At 68.2% G+C, this 22995-nt stretch carries 16 protein-coding genes; 8 read left to right on the plus strand and 8 right to left on the minus strand.

Annotated features, from left to right (window positions below; all coding sequences use genetic code 11):
* Window positions 1-36: 36 nt before the first annotated feature.
* From M8A51_RS16325 to M8A51_RS16345, 5 genes are all read right to left on the minus strand, one after another.
* On the minus strand, window positions 37-2196 hold the full coding sequence (locus tag M8A51_RS16325; protein WP_251779574.1) for a TonB-dependent siderophore receptor: 2160 nt from the start codon (window positions 2194-2196) through the stop codon (window positions 37-39).
* A 217-nt stretch (window positions 2197-2413) separates the two neighbouring features.
* Window positions 2414-3370, minus strand: coding sequence for an alpha/beta hydrolase (locus M8A51_RS16330; protein WP_251779740.1), 957 nt, complete (start codon window positions 3368-3370; stop codon window positions 2414-2416).
* 13 nt (window positions 3371-3383) lie between these two features.
* Window positions 3384-4853, minus strand: coding sequence for a diaminobutyrate--2-oxoglutarate transaminase (locus tag M8A51_RS16335; protein WP_251779575.1), 1470 nt, complete (start codon window positions 4851-4853; stop codon window positions 3384-3386).
* A gap of 12 nt (window positions 4854-4865) precedes the next feature.
* A complete protein-coding gene (locus tag M8A51_RS16340; RefSeq protein ID WP_251779577.1) occupies window positions 4866-6173 on the minus strand; it encodes a lysine N(6)-hydroxylase/L-ornithine N(5)-oxygenase family protein in 1308 nt (435 codons plus the stop codon).
* Between the two features lie 22 nt (window positions 6174-6195).
* The gene (locus M8A51_RS16345) at window positions 6196-7284 is read right to left on the minus strand and encodes a GNAT family N-acetyltransferase (protein WP_251779579.1); all 1089 of its coding nucleotides are present in this window, start codon (window positions 7282-7284) and stop codon (window positions 6196-6198) included.
* 252 nt (window positions 7285-7536) lie between these two features.
* On the opposite strand from M8A51_RS16345, the gene M8A51_RS16350 reads away from it, so the two are divergent.
* The 4 genes from M8A51_RS16350 (at window position 7537) to M8A51_RS16365 (ending at window position 14134) form a co-directional block, all read left to right on the plus strand.
* Window positions 7537-9852: a penicillin acylase family protein gene (locus tag M8A51_RS16350; RefSeq protein ID WP_251779581.1), complete on the plus strand. Its 2316-nt coding sequence runs from the start codon at window positions 7537-7539 to the stop codon at window positions 9850-9852.
* Between the two features lie 13 nt (window positions 9853-9865).
* Complete coding sequence (locus M8A51_RS16355; RefSeq protein WP_251779583.1) at window positions 9866-11530, plus strand: cyclic peptide export ABC transporter; 1665 nt, start codon at window positions 9866-9868, stop codon at window positions 11528-11530.
* Window positions 11527-13488, plus strand: coding sequence for a TonB-dependent siderophore receptor (locus M8A51_RS16360; protein ID WP_251779584.1), 1962 nt, complete (start codon window positions 11527-11529; stop codon window positions 13486-13488). The genes M8A51_RS16355 and M8A51_RS16360 overlap by 4 nt, the downstream gene beginning before the upstream one ends.
* Before the next feature lie 262 nt (window positions 13489-13750).
* Complete coding sequence (locus tag M8A51_RS16365) at window positions 13751-14134, plus strand: HU family DNA-binding protein (RefSeq protein ID WP_251779586.1); 384 nt, start codon at window positions 13751-13753, stop codon at window positions 14132-14134.
* Between the two features lie 22 nt (window positions 14135-14156).
* On the opposite strand, the gene M8A51_RS16370 is transcribed toward M8A51_RS16365, so the two are convergent.
* Genes M8A51_RS16370 through M8A51_RS16380 form a run of 3 tightly spaced genes read right to left on the minus strand, consistent with a single transcriptional unit; the run spans window position 14157 to window position 18162 of the window.
* Window positions 14157-14891, minus strand: coding sequence for a GntR family transcriptional regulator (locus tag M8A51_RS16370; RefSeq protein ID WP_251779587.1), 735 nt, complete (start codon window positions 14889-14891; stop codon window positions 14157-14159).
* A 29-nt stretch (window positions 14892-14920) separates the two neighbouring features.
* Window positions 14921-16696: a glycerol-3-phosphate dehydrogenase/oxidase gene (locus M8A51_RS16375; RefSeq protein ID WP_251779588.1), complete on the minus strand. Its 1776-nt coding sequence runs from the start codon at window positions 16694-16696 to the stop codon at window positions 14921-14923.
* Window positions 16693-18162 (minus strand): FGGY family carbohydrate kinase, encoded by a 1470-nt coding sequence (locus M8A51_RS16380; RefSeq protein WP_251779589.1) that lies wholly within the window; start codon window positions 18160-18162, stop codon window positions 16693-16695. Before M8A51_RS16380 ends, M8A51_RS16375 begins: the two co-directional genes overlap by 4 nt.
* Window positions 18163-18336: 174 nt before the next feature.
* Between M8A51_RS16380 and M8A51_RS16385 the strand changes: the two genes are divergently transcribed.
* From M8A51_RS16385 to M8A51_RS16400, 4 genes are read left to right on the plus strand one after another with little or no spacing between them, the layout of a single operon-like run.
* Window positions 18337-19374, plus strand: a complete 1038-nt coding sequence (locus M8A51_RS16385) for a substrate-binding domain-containing protein (RefSeq protein ID WP_251779590.1) — start codon at window positions 18337-18339, stop codon at window positions 19372-19374.
* Window positions 19371-20897, plus strand: coding sequence for a sugar ABC transporter ATP-binding protein (locus M8A51_RS16390; protein ID WP_251779591.1), 1527 nt, complete (start codon window positions 19371-19373; stop codon window positions 20895-20897). The genes M8A51_RS16385 and M8A51_RS16390 overlap by 4 nt, the downstream gene beginning before the upstream one ends.
* Window positions 20897-21958, plus strand: coding sequence for an ABC transporter permease (locus tag M8A51_RS16395; protein WP_407062247.1), 1062 nt, complete (start codon window positions 20897-20899; stop codon window positions 21956-21958). The genes M8A51_RS16390 and M8A51_RS16395 overlap by 1 nt, the downstream gene beginning before the upstream one ends.
* Window positions 21955-22938, plus strand: coding sequence for an aldo/keto reductase (locus tag M8A51_RS16400; RefSeq protein ID WP_251779592.1), 984 nt, complete (start codon window positions 21955-21957; stop codon window positions 22936-22938). Before M8A51_RS16395 ends, M8A51_RS16400 begins: the two co-directional genes overlap by 4 nt.
* The last annotated feature ends 57 nt before the right edge of the window (window positions 22939-22995 follow it).

Here is a 22995-nt window from a genome sequence, read left to right on the forward strand (position 1 = left end):
GAAACCGTTGCCCGCAGGGAAGGACACCGGCGCGGCTTACCAGCGGTACTTCACGCTCGCACGCACGGTACGCTCCACGCCCTGCCAGTAGCTGTCGAAGGCGCGCGATTGCACGTAGTCCTTGTCGAACAGGTTGGTGACCGCCAGCGACAGACGCCAGGGGCCGGTGTCGTAGCCGACGGCGGCGTCGACCAGCGTGTGCGAGGGTTGCGAGCTGGTGTTCAGGTTGTCGTTGTAGCGCTTGCCGACGTGGCGCACGCCGGCGCCGAGCGACAAGCCCTGTACAGAGGCGAGGCGGTAGTTCAGCCATACGGATGCGCTGTGGCGGGGCACCTGCATGGGGCGTTTGCCTTCTTCACGCCTGCCTTCTTCGTCGACGACGTTGCTCTTGGTGACTTCGGCGTCGATGTAGGTATAGGAGGCCGTGGCTTGGAGCCCACGCGCCAACTGGCCCTTGATTTCGAGTTCAAGTCCCCGCGACCGGATCTCGCCGGTCTGCGCATTGCGCCCTTGCTGGTCGTCCTGGTCGGGCGTCGGTACGTTGGACTTTGTCAGGTCGAACAACGCTGCCGTGAACAGGTAGCGCGTGTCCTGCGGCTGGAACTTGATGCCGATCTCGTATTGCTTGCCCTCGGTGGGATCGAAGGGACGGTCCGACGAACTGATGCCCAGTTGCGGCAGGAAGGACTCGGCATAGCTGACGTATGGAATCCAGCCGCTGGGCATGATGTAGCTCAGCGCCAGACGGCCGCTGAAAGCGCGGTCCTTCTGCGTGGTGCTCTCCCCGTTGATCGTGTCAGTGGTGCGCGCGCGATCCCAGCGGCCGCCAGCCGTCACGCGCCAGTGGTGACCAAGCGCGATCTGGTCTTGCACATAAAAGCCCAGTTGCGTGCTCTTCTGCTTCTCCTCCCAGTCCAGCGTGTCGGGCTCGGCGATCGGCTCGCCGTACACCGGGTCGTTCATGTCCAGCCCCGGCGTGGCGTTGTTCAAATAGGTTGTATCGGCAGCCTTGAGGTGGTTCCAATCCAGGCCAACCAGCACGGTGTGGTCGACGCTGCCGGTACGCAGCTTGGCCTGCAGCTGCGTGTCGAGCACGGTCTGGTCGAGCTCGTATTCATCAAGGACGGCTGTACGAGGCAGCATTCCTTCTTCGGTCATGTCCCCGGTCCAGAAATGGTGCTTGTCCGCTCTTCCATGGGCACGCCGAAAGTTCTGCCGCAGCGTCAGCGTGTCGTTGAAGCGGTGCTCGAACTGGTAGCCGATCGTCGCAATGTCGCGTTCCAGCCAGCTGTAGCGGGGGTCGCCCTCGAGCACGTCCGTCAGCTGGCCGTCGGCATCCAACCGGTACCAGATGTCGTCGCCGGCGCGGTCCTTCATGAATTCGGACAGCACCGTGAGCGTGGTGTCCGGCGTGATCAACCAGCGCAGCGAAGGCGCCAGATAGAGGCGATCGTTGGAGATGCGCTCGCCGGTCGAGTACTGGATCTGCGTCTCGGTATCCAGCCCGACGCCGACGAGCCGGTACTGCAGCGTGCCTTCGGGGTTGAGCACACCTTCGACGTCCACGCCGAGCTGCTTGCGGCCGAAGCTGCCGAGCTGCACTTCGACTTCACGCGCGGTGTTGCCCGTGGGCCGCTTGCTGACGCGGTTGACGATGCCGCCTGCGTCGCCCTGGCCGAACAGCACCGATGCCGGGCCGCGCAGCACCTCGATGCGCTCCAGCCCATACGGCTCGGTGCTGAAGGTCAGGTCGTAGTAGCCCGCCTGCTTCAGGCCGTCGCGGAAGTCGCTGGTGCCATAGGCAGGGAAGCCGCGCAGCATGAAGTAGTCAAAGCCGCGGTTGTCGTAGCCGAATTGCTCGGCCGACACTCCCGCGACGTAACGCAGGGCTTCCTGCACGTTCTGCGCGCCGCGCACGTCCAGTTCTTCGCGCGTGATGACGGAGATCGACTGCGGCGTTTCGACCAGCGGCGTGTCGGTCTTGGTGGCCGCGGTGCTGCGCTTCGCGGCATAGCCGTCGACGCCGTCGGTGGGTGCCGCCCTCACGCGGATCTCCGGCAGGGTCTGCCCGGTCGGTTGCGGGGTAGGCTGTTGCTGCGCTCGTGCCGTGCCGGTCACTGACAGCACCAGCAAGGCGGACTGCAGCGCAAGCGCCAACGATGAAGGCCGAGGACGGTGCGGATGGCGGTGAGTCATGTCGTTTGTATCGTTGTGATGAAAGAGCACCCCATGGCCGGGGCCGAAGAGCCGGCGCACGCCTCCACATGCCGGCGCCGGGCGCCGCGATACTAATCAAAATGAGAATGAGTCGCAATAGCAAAATTGAAACAACACGGGCCGGGAACGTCGAAGCGCTGCCGGCCCGCTGGGGATTGCAAAGGAAGGGGCCGCTGCAGCAGCGACCAGGTGCGAGTCAGTCGCAGCGGGTGAACGCTCGAGCCAGGAAGGCGGCCATCTCGGACCGCACGCGCTGCGCGGCTTCGGGCACCACGTTGGCCAGCCGGGCGAAGTCGTGGACCATGCCTTCGTACACCACCACCGTCGTCGGCACGCCGGCAGCTTTCAGGCGCTCGGCATACCCGAGGCCCTCGTCGAGCAGCACGTCGTGCTCGGCGAGACCGACGAAAGCCGCCGGCAGCCCGCGCAGGTCGGGTGCTTCGAGCGGTGCGAAGCGCCGGTCCTCGCGGTCGTCGTCGTTGCGCAGGTAGTGGGCGTACATCCACTGCAGCGTATCGCCTTCCAGCAGGTAGCCACTTGCGTACCGGCGGTGCGAGGCCGTGTCCTGCGAGGCGCTGGTGCACGGATACAGCAGCACTTGTGCGCGCGGCTTGGGCCAGGTCGCGTCCCGCGCCATGAGTGCGAGCGCGGTGGCCAATGTGCCGCCAGCGCTGTCGCCCCCCGTGGCGATGCGGCGGGTGTCGAGCCCGAGCGCCCGTCCATGCTCCAACAGCCAGAGATAGGCATCCTCGGCGTCATTGCAGGCGGTCGGAAACTTGTGCTCCGGCGCAAGCCTGTAGGCCACCGACAGAACGGCGCACGGCGTGCGCGCGCACAGCGCCCGGCACAAGCCGTCGTGCGAGTCCAGGCCGCCCACCGTGTAGCCACCGCCATGGAAGTACAGCAGCACGGGCAGGCCGGCACCGCGCTGTGGCTGCTGGGGCAGGTACAGCCGCGCGGCGACGGTCGCGCTGTCGCGGCACGGCACGGCGCAGTGCCGTATCTCTGCAACGGCGTCCGTGGTGTCGTCGAGGTCGCGTGCGGCACGGTCGTACTCGGCACGGGCGATCGCAAGAGGTTGCCGGTGCATCGGATCGCGGCCCGCCGCGGCCACCAGGTCGAGGAAGGCTTCCAGATCGGGGTGCATGCAGATGCGGTCCTCTCGCTCAGGGCACCAGGGCGGCTGGCCGCGCGTCGCGGGTTCCGGTGCTCGGGTGGGTCGCAAGCGCAACAGCACGTACCGCCTGGGCGAAGATGTCGAACACGCGGTCGAGTTGCCGCTCATCGATGACCAGCGGGGGCAGGAAGCGCACGACGCTGCCGTGGCGTCCGCCCAGTTCCAGGATCAGGCCACGACGCAGGCATTCGGCCTGCACGGCACTCGCGAACGCCGGCATGGCGGGGGAACGGGCCTGCGCAGTGGCGGCAGCCTGCGGGTCGACGAGCTCGACGCCGATCATCAGTCCGCGCCCGCGAACGTCGCCGATCAGCGGGAAGTCGGACTGCAGTTGCCGGAGTTGCCGCTGCAGGCGCGCGCCCAGCCGCGCCGCCTGGTCATGCAGCGCCTGCTCACGCATGAACTGCAGCGTGGCCGAGCCCGCGGCCATGGCCATCTGGTTGCCCCGGAAGGTGCCGGCATGCGCGCCCGGGCTCCACAGGTCCAGCTCGCCGCGGTAGACGACGACCGACAGCGGCAAGCTGCCGCCGATGGCCTTCGACAGCACCACCACGTCGGGCACGATGCCGGCGTGCTCGAAGCCGAACCAGCGCCCGGTACGGCCGAAACCCGTCTGCACCTCGTCGACGACCAGCGGCACGGCCGTTTGCGCAGTCAGTGCCCGCACGCCGCGAACCCATGCATCGGGCGCCGGGATCACGCCGCCTTCACCCTGCACCACTTCGAAGATCAGTCCCGCGGGGGCCGGCACACCGCCCTCCGGGTCGGTGAGCACGGTTTCCAGGTAGCTCAGTCCGGCCTGCACGCCGGCCGGCCCGCCGAGGCCGAACGGGCATCGGTAGTCGTAGGGGTAGGGCAGGAACTGCACGCCGTGCAGGACCCCGTTCAACGGGCGCTTGGGCGCCAGGCTGCCGGTCAGGTTCAGTGCGCCCTGCGTCATGCCGTGGTAAGCACCATGGAAGGCCAGCATGGTGCCTCGACCGGTGGCGGTCTTCACCAGCTTCAACGCGGCCTCGACAGCGTCGGCACCGCTCGGCCCGCAGAACTGCACTTTCGCGCTGCGCGCGAAATCCGGCGGCAGCATCTCGAACAGGTCCTGCACGAAGCGGTCCTTGACCGGCGTGGTCAGGTCCAGCGTATGCAGAGGCAGGCCGTCGTCGAGCACCTGGCGGATGGCACCGACCACCACCGGGTGGTTGTGCCCGAGGGCCAGCGTGCCCGCACCCGAAAGGCAGTCGATGAAGACGCGGCCTTCGATGTCTTCGACGTAGATGCCGTGGGCCCGCTTCAGTGCGAGCGGCAGGCGGCGCGGATAGCTGCGGGCATTGGATTCGCGCGCGGCCTGGCGCTCGAGCAAGGCATTCGTCTCGATCGCATAGGGCTGAGACAGGGCGTCGTGCCGCCGGGCCAGCTCTGCGGCTGCGGCGTCGCCGTCGAGGCGAGTGGCGTGAGTGGTCATGGGAGCTCCTGGTCAAACGGCGGCCGGTCGCATGGCGCCTGCCGCCTCAGCCCGAGGCGTCGCAGCGAGGTGCGCTGCCGACAGCAACGCAGTACCGATCTCTGCGGTGCGCACCGCCGTGATGGACAGCAAGGTGTCGCTCAGCCCGTGGGTGGCTTCGCAGGCGCCTTGCAGGAAGATGGCGGGCCTGAAGCCCGGCCGGGTGCGAACACGGTAGTCGCGGTCGACGTCGAACGAGCCGAGGTAAGGTGCCAGCGGCTCGAGCAGGTGCCGATGCAGGTCGCGCCGATAGCCGGTCGCGAGCACCACCGCGTCGTAGCGCACGGTGCATTCGCGATCGCGGTTCAGGTCCAGCAAGGTCAGGTGCACGCCGTCGCCGGCGGCGCGCGCGCTGCGCACCTCGTGCCGGCGCAGGAAGCGGTGGCGTTGTTCGTTGCGCACCTTCTGCTGGTAGAGCACGTCGAAGATCCTCTCGATCAGCGCGAGGTCCGGTGCCGCGTAGTTGGTGCGCCAGAACTCGTCGAGCAGGGCGGCGCGCTCGTCGCTCGTGCGGCTGTAGACCTGATCGACGAAATCGGCGTTGAAGATCTCGTTGACGAAGGGACTGTCGTCGGACGGGCGGATCGACCGGGCTCGCATCACGAGGTCCACGCGCGGCGCCTGGGGCAGCTCGTGCAGGTTCATGAAGATCTCGGCGGCGCTTTGCCCGGCGCCCACGACGGCGACGCGGCCCGCCTGCGGATGACCTGCCATGTCCCGCAGATAGCGGCTCGAGTGGAAGACTCGCGGGTCGCCCTCGAGCGGACGGAAGCACTCCGGGATGTTGGGCGCGCCGCCGACACCGACGACCAGGTTGCGCGCAAGGCGCTCTTGCACATGGCCTTCGGCGTCGCGCGAGCGCACGCGCAGCAGGCTCACCTCCGAGCCGCGTCGCTCGGGCAGCACCTCGATGACGTCCTCGCCGTAGACGCAGCGGTCGTCGAAGTGCGATGCCGCCCATGCCAGGTAGTCGTTGAACTCGTGGCGGCTGGGGAAAAAGGTTTTCAGGTTGATGAAGTCCTGCAGACGGTTCTTCTCGTGCAGGTAGTTCACGAAGGTGAAGCGGCTGCGCGGGTTGCGCAGCGTGACCAGGTCCTTCAGGAAGGAGATCTGCATGTGCGTGCCGCCGAGCAGCATGTCTCGATGCCAGGCAAAGCCCGGCTGCTTCTCGATGAACAGCGCGTCGACAGGTTGGCCGGCCTGCCTCAGTTCTTCGAGTGCAATCGCCAACGCGATGTTCGACGGGCCGAAGCCGATACCGATGAGATCGTGGATATGCATGGACTCTCTCTTGAGCTGCGGTTCAGGCGTCTCGCGGCGTGTCGGGCCGGGGAATCCACAGCGCTTCGCCGAAGAACCGCTCGCGCAGCAGCATGCCGAGCACCGCGCGTTTGTGCGGGAAGTCGAATTCCTTCAGGTGCGCGTAGCCGCAGCGGGCCAGGCTGCGCAGCATCTTCGCGTTGTCCGAGCGAGGTTCGATGACGATGCGCTGCGTCCGGCAGTCGGTCAGGAACAGGTAGTGCGAGATCGACGGCATCCATGCCGTCAGGTAGGGGCGGCCGCGGAACTTCGGCTCGCCCACCAGGACATGCCAGCCGCGGTCGAAGTCGTCGGCATCGTAGAAGGGCGCGATGCGGTCCTCCTTCGCCCAGTAGATCTCGAAATAGCCGAACGGCTCGTCGTCGAAGCAGCCCACCAGCGCCACGGTGTGAGGGTCGGCAGCAATGGCTTCCAGGTAGGCCCGGTGCCGGGCCGCATCGCCCTGTTCCTGCCAGAACTGAGCCACCACGGGGTCGTTCATCCAGCGATTGAACGGCGACAGATCGCGCTCGGCATCGATGGCACGCAAGCTCAGTGTCTGCCCGAGCCACGGGATGTATCGGCGATAGACGGTTCCGCTCGGCTTGGGAGGGCGGCGGGGGTGCCGCCGACCTTGCGTCAAGGTGTACTGCAAGGGGCTCAGCACCGCGCCAGCGGGCAGCCACAGGCCGGGGTGCTGCCACAAGGCTTCCCGCATCACGCGTGGCCGCTCGCTGGCTTGCAGCACCACCGTGCCGGACTGTATGAGCTGGGTAGGGCGGGGCAGCGGCGAGGCGAGGGCCAGTTCGGCGTGCGCCGGGTGCATGGCCATGGTCGCGTCCAGGGCGGCCAGCAGGTGCGGCTCGCTGGGTTCGCCGGCGCACGGGCCACTCCACTCCAGGCGCAGCTCGTTGCCTTCTCGCACGGTCCAGCCGCTGCGCTCGGCGCCGCCGGGGCTGCACACCGTGAGCCGCTCGCCATGGCGGGTCGCCACCAGCGACAGGCCCGTGACATGAGAGACGAAGGTCGCGCAGCGGTCGGCCCCGGCGGAGCGTGCCGGCACGGGCCTTGGTTCGACGATGGGAGAGAGCATGAAATCCTCGGCGATCGGAGCGGTGACCCGGCAAGGGCGCCGTCACAGGGGACATGACGAACCGCGGGGAAAAATGTTCACGCGAGCCGGGCGCACTCGCACCTGCTGAACATCGAGACGGCTGGTTCGTCTCCACCGGAGCACCACGCTTTCGGACACCACATGCGCACACATCGACACGGAGCCGCCATCGGCACGGCCTTGCTGGCCCTCGTTCTTGCAGGGCTCGCCCCACACGCACGCAGCCGGGGCATGGACGCGACCGATGCGCCTCCCGCTGCGGCGGTCGAGCTGCGGCGCACCGCGGACGGCATTCCCCACATACGCGCCGGCAGGTGGCGCGACCTCGGCTACGGCGTCGGTCACGTGCAAGCCGAGGATGCACTGTGCACGCTGGCCGAAGGCTTCGTGACGTTCGAAGGTCGCCGCTCGTACTTCTTTGGAGCGAGTGCCCGTCCTGCCCGTGTCTCCACCTTCGGCCAGTCCAAGAATCTCGACCTGGACTTCTTCTTCCGGGCGTTCGTCGACGAACGTGTGGTGCAACGGTACCGCGACGAACAACCGCGGGAGCTGAACGAGCTGATCGAGGGGTATGCCGCGGGATACAACCGCTACCTGACGCAGGCACGCGGCCCACAGACCGGCCGTCCGGCGCATGCCTGTCTGCAGCAGGCCTGGGTGCGCCCGATCGGCGCCGAAGACGTCTACCGGCGCATGTACGTCGCTCATCTCGCGGCGGGGTATGCGCATTTCATCCCGCAGCTGACCCATGCGCGGCCCGCGTCGGCCGACGCACCGCAGGCTGAAACGGCGGGGCGCGAGGCGCTCCGCCGCCTGCTTGCTCATCGGGTGGGCGACCGGCCGGCGCTCGGCAGCAACGCGATCGCCTTCGGCCGGCAGGCCACCGGTGAGGCCGGCGGCGTGTTGCTCGGCAACCCGCACTGGTACTGGGGCGGACCGGACCGCTTCTACCAGATGCATCTCACGATCCCGGGCCGCCTGGACGTCGCGGGCGTTTCTTTCCTCGGCATTCCCGTGGTGATGATCGGCTTCAACCGCGACGTTGCATGGAGCCACACCGTGTCCGAGGCGCGGCGGTTCGGCCTGTTCGAGCTTTCGCTCGTGGAGGGCAGTCCGACCCGCTACCGCGTCGACGGCCGGGTCGAGTCCATGCAGGCGCGACGCGTGACGGTCGAGGTGCGAGGCGAGGGCGGCAAGCCGCGCCGGGTGGCGCGCACGTTCTACCGCAGCCGCTACGGTCCCATCGTCGACCTGGGAGCCCAGGACGCCGCCTTCGGCTGGGGACGCGAACGCGCGCTCGCGCTGCGCGACGTGAACGCTGACAACTTCCGCGTGTTCCGCAACTTTTTCTACTGGAACCAGGCCAAGTCTCTGGACGAGTTCATCGAGATCCAGCGCCGTGAGGCCGCCGTTCCCTGGGTCAACACGCTCGCGATCGGGCGTGGCGACGGCCGGGTCTGGTACGCGGATGTCGGTGCCGTGCCCAACGTGCCCGATCCGCTGCGCCAGAGCTGCGCGACGCCGCTGGCCGAGGGCTTTGCACAGGTCGACCCGTTGACGCCTTTGCTCGACGGCAGCCGTTCTGCCTGTGATTGGCAGCACGACCCTGCGGCCGCGCAACCGGGCACGATGCCCGCTGCGGCGCAACCCAGCCTGCTGCGCGAGGACTACGTCGCGAACATGAACGACAGCTACTGGTTGACGCAGCCGGCGCAGCCGCTGGAGGGCTTTCCTTCGCTGCTGGGCGGCGAGCGGCGCGCCTTGTCCCTGCGGGGGCGGCTCGGGCACGAGATGGCGCAGTCGCTGGTGACGTCGGCAGCCGGCTCGTCGGCCGAACTCGCACGCCGCGTGATGCGCGATGCACTCCACCCCCGGGTGTACTCGGCCGAACAGTTCAAGGCGCAGCTGCTCGATCCGGCCTGCCGGCAGCGGCACGTCGGCAAGGTGGACCTGGGCTCGGCGTGCGACATCCTCGGGCGCTGGCCCAACACGGCGGGGGCCGATGACCGCGGCGTGCTGCTGTGGGAGGCGTTCTGGCGCCGTGTGCGCGACATCCCGGAGAGCGAGCTGTTCCGGCAGGCTTTTTCTGCCAGTGCGCCGCTGAGCACGCCGCACCAGGCCAATGGCGCCGACCCGCGCGTTGCCCGGGCCTTGGCCGACGCCGTGGTCGAATTCCGGCGTGCCGGGCGAGCGCTGGATGAACCGCTCGGCCGCCGACGCTATGTGCGCAGCGAAGGGCATCGGGTGCCGCTGTATGGCGGTTGCCACGGACACGGCAACTTCGTGGTGGCATGCAACGAGAACGACATGGATGCAATGAGCCCCGACTCGCTGGCGAACAGCTACCTGCAAGTCGTGCGGTTCACGCCGGAAGGCGTCGAGGCCCACACCCTGCTGGCCCACGGTCAGCGCGACACCGCGGTCGACAACGGCGATGGCATCGAACCGGTGCGCCGGTATGCCGACAAGCAATGGTTGCGCTTCCCGTTCACCGACGGCGAGATCGTCGGTGATCCCGCGTTGCAGCGCACCGTGCTGCACCCTTGAGCGGGGGATCTTCGTGCTGTCTTATCTGCTGAAGCAATCCCGCGGCCTGCTGCTGGCCGCGGCTTTCGCGAGTGCACTGGCCGGCGTGTTCAGCGTGCTGCTCGTGGCCCAGATCAACGCGGCGCTCACCGCCGACACCGGCGCGGCCCGGGCGGCCCTGGCGTGGACCTTCGGCGGAGTGGCGGTACTCGCCATGCTGAGCCAGATGGGCGCGTCCGTGCTCTTCGAGCGGTTGAGCCAGAGCGCACATGCCGTATTGCGGCGCTATATCTCTCAGCACGTGGTTGCGGCTGACTTTCGCCGCCTCGAGGAACTCGGTGGCCCCAAGGTGCATTCAGCGCTTTCCGAGCACAGCACGCGGGTCGCAGAGTTTTTCGTCAGCGTCCCGGCGATCCTGACGAACGCCATCATCGTCGTCGGCTGCCTCGTCTATATGGCGTGGCTGTCGTGGCAGGTGTTCCTGGCCGCATTGGTCGTGATCGGCCTCGGCTCGCTCGGCTACCACCTGGCGCACTTGCGGGCGATTCGCCATCTCGATACGGCCTCCAGGGAGCAGGACCGGCTGTTCGATCACTTCCGCTCGCTGGTCGATGGTGCCAAGGAGCTGCGGCTGAACGGGCGCAAGCGCGAGCGGTTCTCGCAAGAGGTGCTGGGCGACTCCATCGAGACGGTGCGGCGCGAGCGGGCCCGGGGCATGTCCATCTTCGTCGCGTCGGCGAGCTGGGGCAACTTCCTCATCTATGCGTTCATCGGGCTGGTGCTGTTCATGCTCGTGGGCGACGTGCCCGAGCGCACGCGCGTGATGACCGGTTTCGCGCTTGTCTTCGTCTACATGGTGACGCCGCTCGAAACACTGCTACTGAACCTGCCGCGTGCCAACCTCGCGCGCGTGTCGGCCGCCCGCATCGACGAGATCACACAGAACCTGCCCGCCACCGATGATGGCCCGTCTGCCACCCGTGCCCCGGCGCTGAGCCGCGTGACGCTCGAAGGCGTACGTCACCGCTACTACCATGAAGCGAGCGACGACATGTTCACGCTCGGCCCCATCGACCTGACGTTCGAGACGGGACAGCTCACGTTTCTGGTAGGCGGCAACGGCAGCGGCAAGACCACGCTTGCCAAGCTGTTGCTGGGGCTGTACCGCCCCGAGGAAGGCCGTGTCCTGCTGAACGGCGAGCGTGTCGACGATGCGAGCCGCGACCGCTACCGGCAGTGCTTCTCGGCGATCTTTTCCGACTTCCATCTGTTCGACCGCCTGCTCGACGTGCCGAGCGCCGAGCTGGACACCACCGGCAATGCCTTGATCGAGAAGTTGCACCTGAAGCACAAGGTACAGATGCGCGACGGCGCGTTCACCACGCGAGCGCTGTCGCAAGGCCAGCGCAAACGCCTCGCCCTGGTGGTGGCCTACCTCGAAGACCGGCCGTTCCTCGTTTTCGACGAATGGGCGGCGGATCAGGATCCGGTGTTCAAGGACGTGTTCTACCGCGAGCTGCTACCGGAACTGAAAGCGCAGGGCAAGACGGTGCTCGTGATCACGCACGACGATCGCTACTTCCCGCTGGCCGATCGGCTGGTGCGGATGGACAACGGACAGATCGTCTCGTGCGAGCAGGTCTGCGTCGCCCCCGAGACACGGTCTCGGCACGCTCCGTTGCTCGCCGTCGCCCCGTGAGTCGACGCCCGGGCAGGCGCGGCTGCGCCTGGTGGCTGTGCGCGGCCGCGGCTGGCGTGTTGTGCGACGGCGCCGCTGCATCGGGCGACTTCAACGAAAGCGGCGGCGAACGGCAAGTGCTGAAGTTCAACGATGCGGGCGGCAGCCTGGGCATGGCGGCGCCAGCGGGCTACGGCGGTTTTGCCGTCAACCGCAACTTCCTGCGTGGCTTCGAGAACGAGAGCGCACTGCGCAACGGCTACCGCGACTTCGGGTACCTGGGCGGCGAGAGCGATGCCGGCCGCGAAGGTGTCGAAGTGTTCAAGGGGCCGGCCTCGGCACTCTATGGCAACGGGAAACCCGGCGGCGACCTCAACGTGCTGACCTTGCCGCCGGACGGCAAGCGACGACACGACGCGCAGTGGAGCCTGGAGCGCTACGGTTATCGATCGCTGCGGGCGGATCTCGGTGGCACAGCGGGCCGGGACGGCGATGTGGCGGTGCGTATCGGCGCGCTCGCCGAGGGCGGTCCCGGGCGCCGGCGTTTCGACGACATCGAGTCGTACGGGCTGGCCCCGGCCATCGCATGGCGCCTGAGCGCCGACACCCGGATCGCGCTGGAGGCAGACGCGCTCAAGGTGAACGACCAGGTGGCGCCCGATCGGCTTGCGCTGGCACCGCTGATCGCCTTTCCCGAACGCGGCACGCTCGGCGAGCGTGGCGACCGGCTCGACGAACGAGGGCACACCTGGCGCCTGGCGCTGGAACACCGTGACGGGTCCCGCTGGCGCGTGCGGCAGGCGCTGTTCGTGCAGCGCTACCGCGCCTGGACCGACGCCACCGAACTCGACGTCTACGGAATGACGGGTGACGATGTCCTGACGAGCAACGGACAGGCGGTGCGACGGGTGGCCGTCCGCCGCCGCGAAAGCGTCGCCAGCGAGGTTGCGCAGACCGAGTGGTACACGCAGATCGAGACGCCGTCGGTGCGCCACGAGCTGCTGGCGGGTGTCGAGCTGGGGCGCTACCGCGCGTCCACGTCGGGCCGCATGGCGCCGCTCGCGTCGCTCGATCTGGATACACCGCACTACGGAACCCGGCCCGGTGAGTTCGTGTCCGACGTCGACCGCCAGGACAGCAGCCGCACCCAGGTGGCGTATCTGCAGGACCGGCTCGCCATCGGCCCGCGGCTGCGTGCGCTGGTGGCGCTGCGCGCGGAACGCGTGCAGGCATGGAGCGACAACCACCTCGATGGCGAGCGCTACCAGGGCGAACATACCTTGTTGTCGCCCAGGGTCGGCCTCGTCTACGACACCGGCCCACGACTGTCCTGGTTCGCCAGCTGGACCCAGTCCTCCCGCCCGCAACTCGGGCAGGCCACGGCCAGCGGCAACCTGTTGCCGCCCGAGAAGAGCCGACAGCTCGAAGTGGGCGTGCAGTGGGGGCACCCGGACGAAGGATTGATGGGCACGTTGTCGCTGTTCCAGCTCGACAAGCGCGACCTGTCGACGATCGACCCGTCGCATCCGGATTTTTCGCTGCCTGGAGGCGAGCGACGCAGCCGGGGCATCGAGCTGGACCTGCGCGGCCACCCATGGCCGGGAGCCCAGCTCGACGCCAGCATCGAGTGGCTGCGCGCAGAGGTCGTGAAAGACAGCGGTGTGCCGCCAGGCACCGCCTTGCCGGGCGTGGCGCCCTGGTTCGCCACCGCGTGGCTGACGCAAACCTTCAAGACGCACTGGACCGCAGGCCTGGGCCTGGTGGGCGAAGGGCGCCGGCGTGCACATCTGCCTCCCAACGAACTCCGGTTGCCGTCGTATTTCATGCTGGACCTCTCGCTGGCCTATCGCGCCGAGGGATGGCGGGCGCAATTGACGCTGGGCAATGCCTTGGCGCGCAGGGCGCTGATCTCCGACGGCTATTCCGTCGACATCGCCGAGCCGCGATCCCTGGCGCTTTCGGTGTCGTCCAGCTTCTAGGGTGCGGTCCCGTAGGTCGTGGAACCGATGTCGAGCGCATGCAGGCGTTTCTCGCCTCGACTTCTTCCACGAATTTGGCCAGCGGCACACCAGGACCGGTTCGCCGCACCCGTCATTGGGACAAGCCCGGATCATGTGTTTGCCGAGGATCACACCGGCGAGCGCGCGCGAGCCGGCCGTGGTGGTTACACTTGCGCCGCCTTTGATGTTGCAAAGGCCGGGCTCGCAACCGCGCGCCTGCAACCCATGAGCACTTGAACGCATGAATCGCATTGAACTGATCGAAAAACTGGCCACCTCTCACGACCTCAGCAAGGCTGCCGCCGGCCGCATCGTCGACACCCTGCTGGAGACCATCGTCGGCGCCGTCAAGAAGGGCGACAGCGTCCAGCTGATCGGCTTCGGTACTTTCAAGCAGGTCGCACGCGCCGCGCGCACCGGCTTCAACCCGCGGGAAGGCAAGGCAATCAAGATCGCCGCGACGAAGGTGCCGAAGTTCGTGCCGGGCAGCGCGTTCAAGGCGGCGGTCGACCCGAAGGCCGCAGCGCGCAAGGCGGGCGCCGCCAAGGCCGCGCCGGTCGCAGCCAAGAAGCAGGCTGCCAAGAAGGTCGCTGCGAAGAAGACCGCCGCCAAGAAGGCGCGCTGAGCCTGAGCGGCCGTGAGCCGCGTCAGGTTGTCGTCTTCACGTGCAGCCGGCTCGATTGGCAGCGATGCAGGGCACGATAGTGCTCCACGGGCCGGCCGCTCGCACCATAGGCGATGGATTCGATGCGCAGCAGCGGCTCCTGCCCGGTGATGCCCAGCAGTTCCTGCGTCGGCGCATCGGGCAGCACCGCATCGATCCAGCGCTCTGCACGCACGATGCGCAGCCCGTACTGGCGCCGCAGCAGTTCGTACAGCGATCGGTTCTCCAGACGGGTGCGGTGCAGGCCCGGCGCCAGGTCGGCCGGCACGACGGTTTCGACCAGCAGGCGCAGCTCGTTGTCGACGCTGCGCAGGCGCCTGAGGGCCACCACCTGGTCGGTGTCCTTCAACTCGAGCGCGCTCGCTTCCTGCTCGGTCGGTGCACGCAACTCCTGCTCCAGCACCTGGGTGCGCACGGTCAGGCCCTTGCGTTCCATCTCGTCGGAAAACCCCAGCACGGTCGAGACAAAGTCCTCGTCGCGCTCTCGGGCCGACACGAAAGCGCCCTGGCCGCGGATCTTGTAGATCAGGCCGGTGCGTACCAGGTCTGCGAGCGCCTCGCGAACCACGATGCGGGAGATGCCGAACTGCTCGCCGAATTCGGCTTCGGTGGGCAGCTTGGTGCCGACCCCGAAGTCGCCCTGCAGGATGCGGCCGCGCAGCACGTCGCGGAACTGCATCCACAGCGGCGCACCGGCGTTGCGGTCCAGGGCGGGCATCGAGGGGGACGGGAGGGTAGTGGTGTGGTTCACGTGGGCAAGGCAGAAGAGATCGAATCGGCGGCCAATGATGCATCGTAAGCCGGGGGACGCCGGTGGTGCACCCCCGACGCGGCGAGGGCCACGCTGTGCCGCTCGCGCAGCAGCTCGGCGCAGGCGTCGAGTTCGCGGCGGCGCCGCGCTGCGTCCCAGCCCAGCGCCTCGGCGGCGATATCCGCCAGCTCGGCAAGCAGCGCATCGGTGAGCCGGCCGCTGATGGCCAGCAGCGTGCGGCGGATGACCAGGTCGGCGAGATGCACCACGCCGGTCTCGTGGCACAGGTAGCGCAGCTCGTCCACGGAATAGTCGGGCTCGTGTTGCAGCGGACGGTCGCCGGTGCTTGCGAAGCGTCGGGCCAGCGCGTGCGCCAGCGTGCCGTAGCGGCTCACCAGGTTCCAGGCGCGCTCGCGGTTGACACCGCCGGCGGCCTCGATGCGCGCCAGGAAGGCGTCCATCGCCCTGGCATCGGCCGGCCACTCGGCGCCGCCGCCGATCGGCAACAGCTCGGTCGAGTGCACCCGTCGGCGGCCGAGCAGGCGCAGCACGTCGTCGGTGGCCTGCTGCGCCAGCGCACGGAAAGTCGTCCATTTACCACCCACGAGGCAGACCATCGCGATCGCGCGCCGGGCATTGGGCGGGTCGACCACCACGCTGTGATCGCGCGAGATGCGCCCGGGCTTGTCGGCATCCGAGCGTGCCAGCGGCCGGACCCCCACGAAGGTGTACAGCACGTTGCGACGGTCGAACGACAGGCGCGGAAACACCTCGTGCAGCACGCCGAGCAGGTAGTCGACCTCGGCCGGTTCGGTCGCGGCCTGGTCGGGGTCGTCGACCGGGATGTCGGTGGAGCCGACCAGCACGCGGCCGAGGAAAGGGTAGACGATGCACACGCGTCCGTCCGAAGCCTCGAAGTACGCCATGCGCCCGTCCAGCAGGCGGCGCAGCAGCGGGTGGTCGAGCACCAGGTGCGAGCCCTTGGTGCCCATCACGCGCGCGCTGGCGCCTTCCATCACGCTCGCACTCTGGTCGAGCCAGGCCCCGGTCGCGTTGACGACGGTGTCTGCAGTGACCTGCACGCTCTCGCCGGTCAGCTCGTCGCGCAGCGTCAGCGTCTTGCCCTCGCAGCCCGTGACCTTGCAGTAGTTGGCAGCCACCGCGTTCGGCTGGTCGCGGCAGGCATCGCCCATGAGTTCCAGGATCAACCATTCGGGATGGCTGATCCAGGCGTCGAAGAAGGTGGCCGTCCAGCGCACGTCGGGGCGAAACAGCGCACCGTCGCGCGGTGGCACGCGCTCGATCGAGTGACCGGGCATCGTGCGCTGGCGGCGACCCAGCAGGTCGTACAGCCGCAGGCCCAGTGCCACCACCAGCAGCCCGCGGGAGCCGGGCGACGCCGAGATGCCGACGAAGCGCAGCAGGCCGCTGAGCAGGCCACCGAAGTGGTTCGACAGCGGCACCACCGTCTTCAGCGGGCGGACCAGGTGCGGCGCGTTGCGCAGCAGCAGGTTGCGTTCTCGCGTGGCCTCGGCCACCAGCGAGAAGGACCCGTGCTCCAGGTACCGCAGGCCGCCGTGAATCATGCGCGACGGTGCACTGCTCGCACCGGCGGCGAAGTCGCCCTTGTCGACGATCAGGCAGTCGACGCCCTGCAGCGACAGGTCGCGGAACACGCCCACGCCGTTGATGCCGGCGCCGACGATCACGGTGGAGAAATGCCGCCCGGCCAGCGAGGCCGGACGGACGAAGGGCGCGCGCGGTGCGCTCATGGACGGCCTCCGGCGAGCAGCGCGAAAGCCGGCGCGAGCTGCTGGGTCAGCTCGGCGAAACCCGCACGGAAATCGGTACAGACCTGCGCGTCGTGCGGCGCCGGTTCGACCAGGTTGCAAGGTGCTGGCAGGGCGTCGAGTGGCGCTCCTTGCGACTGCGCCGCATGGAGCGCGGCCCCGCGCGCACCGGTTTCGTCGTCGCCACAGCGTTCGACCGCGTGGCCCAGCAAGGAGGCGAGCAATTGCACCACGCGCGCATCGCGCGCGCCGCCACCGAGCGCCGCGACACGGCCCGGCACGCCCAAACCGAAGGACGCCAGCCGGCTCAGGTGCTGCACGTGCAGTGCCGCGACGGCATCGACCACGGCACGGGCCATGTGCGCGCGGTCGTGGTGGCTCGCCAGCCCGATGAAGCCGGCTGCGGCGCCGTTGATGAAGGGCAGGAAGCGCAGCCCGGCTGCTCCCAGCGGCACCGACATTGCGCAATCGACCACGGCGGCGGCGCTCGGAAACTGCAACGTGCGTGCGAGCCAGGCGATGTTGGCCATCGATGACGGGCTGTTCTCCAGATACAGCCGCTGATCGGTGGCGCCGAAGGTCACGACGGCGCCGACGGCAGGCTTGGGCTCGCGGACCGGCGCGATGACGGCGTTCACGCACCAGGTGCCCAGCACCGCCACCGCCTGGCCACGTTGCTGAGCGCCCACGGCCATCAATGAAGCGAGCAGGTCGATGGCACCCGAGGCCACCGGCAGGCCGGCGGGCAGCCCGCAGTCGGCGGCCTGTGCCGGCAACAGCCGGCCGATCTGGGTGCCGCTGGGCACGAGGGGCGGCAACGTGCCGGCGGCCAGGTCGGACAGGCCGGCAGCTTCGAAGGCCAGCGGCGACCATCGTCCGGTGGCGAGCGACAGCAGGCCTGCAGTGCTGGCGTCGCTGGCGTCGCTGGCCAGCTCGCCGGTCAGCAGGAACGCGAGGTAGTCCTTCGCGAACAGCAGGTGGCGGATCGCACTGCGTTGCAAGGCACCGGTCTCCAGCAGCTCGGCCGCGATCAAGGTGGGCTGGCCGGCCCACGGTCGGCAGCCGACATCCTCGAACAGTTCGGTGCCGAGGCGCTGCGCCAGCGCCCGTGCCCGCCGGCCGGCGCGCTGGTCGGTCGATGCGACGGCACAGCCGCGCAGCAGCTCGCCCTGCGCGTCCAGCGCATACAGGCCTGCGCCATGCCCGGTGCAGGCGAGGGCGCGCACCTGGCCGACGCGCGGGCCGAGTTGCTGCGAGACGCTGCGCAGCGCTTGCACCAGAGCGTCGCGGATGGCCGTGCCCGCGAGCTCGCACCCGCCGTCGGGCAGGCGCACGTGCGGCAAGGCGTCGCCCGCGGCGGCCAGGGTTGCACCGCTCCCCGCTTCGAAGGCGACCGCCTTCAGGCCGGTGGAGCCCATGTCGATACCGATGTAGATGTCCGTTTGCATGTTATGACATCGTGTCGTGTTTTCTTGGAGCAAGTAGTGGTGTTTCCCCTAGATTGCTCCTGGAGAGACTCCATTATATTTCATCGCTGTCATGACAACTAAACGCAGTTTGGTGAGTCAGGCGAACCAGCAGACGGGGCAGTGCCCACGACATCAACGAGACAGGAGACAACGATGAGGCGAGACTTCTTGAAGACCGCCGCCCTGGCGGGCGCCGGCATGGTGGGCGGCGCGGGCAGCGCGTTCGCGCAAACGGCGGCGGCAGGCGGACTGCGCGGCAATCCCAATGACGTCTACGTGATGAACGTGATGGTGTCGGGCGTCGAGTACTGGTTCCCGGTCTACGAAATGATGAAGCAGCTCGGCCGCACGCTGGGCGTGAAGACGCGCTACAGCGGCACGCCCGAGTACGACGTCAACAAGCAGCTGGCATCGTTCGAACAGGAGCTGGCGCGCAAGCCGGCGGGCATCCTGCTGCACCCGATGAATCCCGACCCCTTCATCGAGCCGATCAACCGTGCCGCAGCCATGGGGATCCCGGTGGTGACGTTCGCGGCCGACTCGCCCAACTCGAAGCGGGTGTCCTTCGTCACGTCCGACAACGATCGTGAGGGCATGCAGGCTGCCGACGCCATTGCGGCCTCGCTCAACGGCAAGGGCGAGTACGCGGTGCTCGAGAACCCCGGGCAGGACAACCACGACCGCCGCATCACGGCCTTCGTCAACCGCATGAAGGCCAAGCATCCGGGCATGAAGCTCGCAGGTCGTGCCGCCAGCAACCAGGACCCGAACAAGGCGTACCAGGCCACGCTGAGCCTGGCGCAGGCCAACCCCAACCTGGGTGCGATCTTCATGCCGGAAGCCAACTCGGCACTGGGCGCTGCGCAAGCCAAGGTCGAGACCAAGAAGAACATCCGTGTGATGTGCTGCGACGTCAACGCCAAGATCCTCGACATGATCAAGTCGGGCGACGTGTTCGGCGCGATCAACCCCAACCAGGGCGTGCAGGGCTTCATGGGCATGATGCTGCTGTTCCTGGCCAAGAACTCGCAGCTCATCGACCCGATGAACGACGCCAAGCGCAACGGCACCAACCCGATGGCCGTGCCCTTCCTGGACAACGGGCTGTCGGTGGTCAACAAGGCCAACGCCGACGACTTCTACTGGGACAAATACCTCGCACGCCGTGGCACGAGGGGCATCAGCGAATGAGGTCTGACGCAGTGCCGCTGCTCGAGTTGCGCGGCATCAGCAAGCACTTCGGCGCATCGCGTGCGCTCGCCGGAGTGCATTTCTCGCTGCGGCGCGGCGAGATCCACGCGCTGTGCGGCGAGAACGGCGCCGGCAAGTCGACGCTGATGAAGATCATCGACGGCATCCATCAGCCGGACGCCGGCGACATCGTGCTCGACGGCGAGAAGGTGCGGATCGACGGCCCGGCGCACGCGATGCGCCTGGGCATCGGCCTGGTGCACCAGGAGATCGCGCTGTGCGGCGACGCCACGGTGGCGGAGAACATCTTCATGTCGGAGGTGAATGCCAGCCGCCGGCCGTGGATGGACTACGGCAGCCTCAACCAGCGCGCGGCCCGTGTGCTGGCCCGGCTGGGGCAGGACATCCCGCCGGGCCGCCGGGTCGACGAACTGCCCATCTGCAGCCAGCAGCTGGTCGAGATCGCCAAGGCGCTGACCTTGGACTGCAAGGTGCTGATCCTCGACGAGCCCACCGCGGCCCTGACCGAGGTGGAGTCGGCGGCGCTGTTTTGCGTGCTGCACGACCTGAAGGCGCAGGGCATCGGCATCATCTACATCAGCCATCGCATGGCCGAGATCTTCGCGCATTGCGACCGTGCCACCGTGCTGCGCGACGGGCGCGACGTGCACTGCGACGAGATCGCCGCGCTCACGCCCGATGCACTGGTGCGTGCCATGGTGGGCCGTGACCTCGGCAACTACTACCCGCCGAAGCACGACGAGCCCGGCAGTCCCCCGGAGCACCTGCTGGAGGTGGAGGACCTGGCCGATGGCGAGTGCGTGCACGGCATCTCCTTCAGCCTCAAGCGCGGCGAAGTGCTGGGCATTGCCGGGTTGATGGGCGCCGGCCGCAGCGAGCTTGCCGAGACCGTGTGCGGCCTGCGGCGTGCTCGGCGCGGCACGGTGAAGCTGAAAGGCCGGCCGCTGCTGATACGCAAGTACGCCGATGCCTTGCAGCACGGCATCGCCTACCTGAGCGAGGACCGCAAGGCGGCCGGCGTGTTCCTCGAGCTGTCGGTGGCGCAGAACATCTCGGCGATGGCGCCGCGCCGCGTCAGCTCGCGCTGGGGGCTGTTGAGGCACTCGGCCGAGCGGCAGCTGGCACAGGAACTGGGCGCGCGGCTGAACCTGAAGTCCGATGGCGTCGGCTGCGAGGCGGCCAGCCTGTCGGGCGGCAACCAGCAGAAAGTGGCCATCGCCAAGTTGCTGGCCACCCACCCGGCCGTGATGCTGATGGACGAGCCGACGCGCGGCGTCGACGTCGGCGCCAAGTCCGAGATCCATCACATCCTGCGCGAGCTCGCGAACCAGGGTGTGGGCGTGATCGTCATCTCGTCCGAGTTGCCCGAGATCATCGGCCTGTGCGACCGGGCGCTGGTGATTCGCGAGGGCCGGCTCGCCGGCGAGCTCGCGGCCGCAGACATGACCGAGGAGGCGCTGCTGCGGCTGGCCTCCGGATTGACCGTTGAGGAGATGCATTGATGTCCAAGCACGAAACCGCCAGCGGGCTCGGCGGCGCCGCTGCCTTGCCGGTCTCGCCCGCCGGGGCGCCGGCGGGCGGCGCACCGCTGCTGGCCGCAACCGGCGCACGATCCGCCGGGCGGCTGGCGAGCATGCGCGAGGCTGGCCTGCTGCTCATCATCGCAACGCTGTGCGTCGTGATGAGCTTCGCGTCGCCGCACTTCCTGACCTGGGACAACATGCGCGCGATGCTGCTGTCCTTCTCGATCGAGGGCATCGTCGTGGTCGGCATGACGGTGCTGCTGATCGTCGGCGGCATCGACCTGTCGGTCGGCTCGGTGGTCTGCCTCGCGATGGTGATCACCGGCAAGCTGTTCCTGCTCGGGCTCGACCCGTGGACTGCAGGCGCGGTGGCCATCGCCTGCAGCGCCTTGATCGGCGCGATGATCGGCGGCTGCGTCACCGGCATCGGGCTGAGCCATTTCATCGCCTCGCTAGCCTTCATGGTGGTGGTGCGCGGCTTGTGCCTGGCGTTGACGCAGGGCACGCCGCAGTCGCTGTTTTCGCTGCCGCCCGAGTTCAAGTTCATCGGTCAGGGGTCGATCGGCGGCATACCGGCCGTCATCATCATCTTTGCGCTCATCGTCGCGGTCAGCGACTTCGCGCTGCGCCGTGCGACCTTGTTGCGCCGGGTGTTCTATACCGGCAGCAACGAGAAGGCCGCGCTGTATTCAGGCATACGCACCGGCCATGTGAAGTTCTGGGTCACGGTGCTGTGCTCCGCGATGGCGGGTCTGGCCGGCGTCATCTACACCGCGCGTTTCGGCGCCGCCACTCCCACCTTCGGCGTCGGCATGGAGCTCAACGTCATTGCGGCCGTCGTGATCGGCGGCGCCAGCCTGAAGGGAGGCTCCGGCACGGTGCTCGGCGCGGTGCTGGGCCTGGCGCTGCTTTCGGTGGTCACCAGCTCGCTGATCCTGCTCGACGTCTCGCCGTACTGGCAGGACGTGATCAAGGGGCTGATCCTGCTGGTGGCCGTCACGGTCGACCATCTCATGAATGTCAAGAAAGTGATCCGATGAGAACTGTGAAACTTGGCTCGTCCGGCATCGAGTGCCAAGACATTGGTCTGGGCACCTGGGCCATGGGCGGCTGGATGTGGGGCGGCGGCGACGATGCCGCTGCCATCGATGCGATCCGGGCCTCGCTCGACGCGGGCGTGCGCCTGATCGACACCGCGCCGGCCTATGGGCTCGGCCGTGCCGAGACGCTGGTGGGCAGCGCGCTCTCCGGCCGACGCGAACAGGCGGTCATTGCCACGAAGTGCGGGCTGGTGTGGCACACGCGCCAGGGCACGCATTTCTTCGACGAGGAAGGGCAGGCGGTCTACCGCTACCTCGGCCGCGAGGCCATCTTCCACGAGATCGAGCAAAGCCTCACGCGCCTGCGCACCGACTACATCGACCTCTACATCACGCACTGGCAGGACACGACGACGCCGGTGGCCGAAACCATGGACGCGCTGCTCGAACTGAAGCGGCAGGGGAAGATCCGCGCCATCGGCGTCAGCAATGTCGATGCGCCCACGCTGACTGAATACCTGCGGCATGGGCCGGTCGATGCGATCCAGGAGCGCTACAGCCTGATCGACCGCGAGATCGAGTCGACGCTGGTGCCGCTGTGCCGTCAGCACGACATTGCGGTGCTCGGCTACTCGTCCCTGGCGCTCGGGCTGCTCGCCGGGCCGATCGACCCGCAGCGTCAGTTCAGTGGCGACGACCAGCGACAGGGCAACCCGCGGTTCTCGGCCGAGAACCGGGAAAAGCTGAACGCCTTTTTTGCCGACATCGAGCCGGTGCGCGCCCGGCTGCAGTGCTCGTTCGCGCAATTGATGATCGCCTGGACCACCGCGTGCGGCAGCGTCACGGTGGCGCTGTGCGGGGCCCGCACCGCGCATCAGGCGATCGAGAACGCCCGGGCCGGCGCGGTGACGCTCGGTGCCGATGATGTGGCACGGATCGACGGTGCAGCCGACCGACACCTGGGCGCATTGATGAGCTGACGGCCCGACCCACCCTTTGGACGCGACACGCCATGCGCCGGCCGGCAACGGCCGGCG

The sequence above is a fragment of the Caldimonas mangrovi genome (assembly GCF_023721835.1).
In the GTDB taxonomy this organism is placed as follows: Bacteria; Pseudomonadota; Gammaproteobacteria; order Burkholderiales; family Burkholderiaceae_C; genus Caldimonas; species Caldimonas mangrovi.

Bases quoted from the DNA above. Each gene is read 5' to 3' on its own strand.
- M8A51_RS16325 (WP_251779574.1), bottom strand. From the start codon at position 2,196: ATGACTCACCGCCATCCGCACCGTCCTCGGCCTTCATCGTTGGCGCTT.
- M8A51_RS16335 (WP_251779575.1), bottom strand. From the start codon at position 4,853: ATGACCACTCACGCCACTCGCCTCGACGGCGACGCCGCAGCCGCAGAG.
- M8A51_RS16340 (WP_251779577.1), bottom strand. From the start codon at position 6,173: ATGCATATCCACGATCTCATCGGTATCGGCTTCGGCCCGTCGAACATC.
- M8A51_RS16345 (WP_251779579.1), bottom strand. From the start codon at position 7,284: ATGCTCTCTCCCATCGTCGAACCAAGGCCCGTGCCGGCACGCTCCGCC.
- M8A51_RS16350 (WP_251779581.1), top strand. From the start codon at position 7,537: ATGGACGCGACCGATGCGCCTCCCGCTGCGGCGGTCGAGCTGCGGCGC.
- M8A51_RS16365 (WP_251779586.1), top strand. From the start codon at position 13,751: ATGAATCGCATTGAACTGATCGAAAAACTGGCCACCTCTCACGACCTC.
- M8A51_RS16370 (WP_251779587.1), bottom strand. From the start codon at position 14,891: ATGCCCGCCCTGGACCGCAACGCCGGTGCGCCGCTGTGGATGCAGTTC.
- M8A51_RS16375 (WP_251779588.1), bottom strand. From the start codon at position 16,696: ATGAGCGCACCGCGCGCGCCCTTCGTCCGTCCGGCCTCGCTGGCCGGG.
- M8A51_RS16380 (WP_251779589.1), bottom strand. From the start codon at position 18,162: ATGCAAACGGACATCTACATCGGTATCGACATGGGCTCCACCGGCCTG.
- M8A51_RS16385 (WP_251779590.1), top strand. From the start codon at position 18,337: ATGAGGCGAGACTTCTTGAAGACCGCCGCCCTGGCGGGCGCCGGCATG.
- M8A51_RS16390 (WP_251779591.1), top strand. From the start codon at position 19,371: ATGAGGTCTGACGCAGTGCCGCTGCTCGAGTTGCGCGGCATCAGCAAG.
- M8A51_RS16395 (WP_407062247.1), top strand. From the start codon at position 20,897: ATGTCCAAGCACGAAACCGCCAGCGGGCTCGGCGGCGCCGCTGCCTTG.
- M8A51_RS16400 (WP_251779592.1), top strand. From the start codon at position 21,955: ATGAGAACTGTGAAACTTGGCTCGTCCGGCATCGAGTGCCAAGACATT.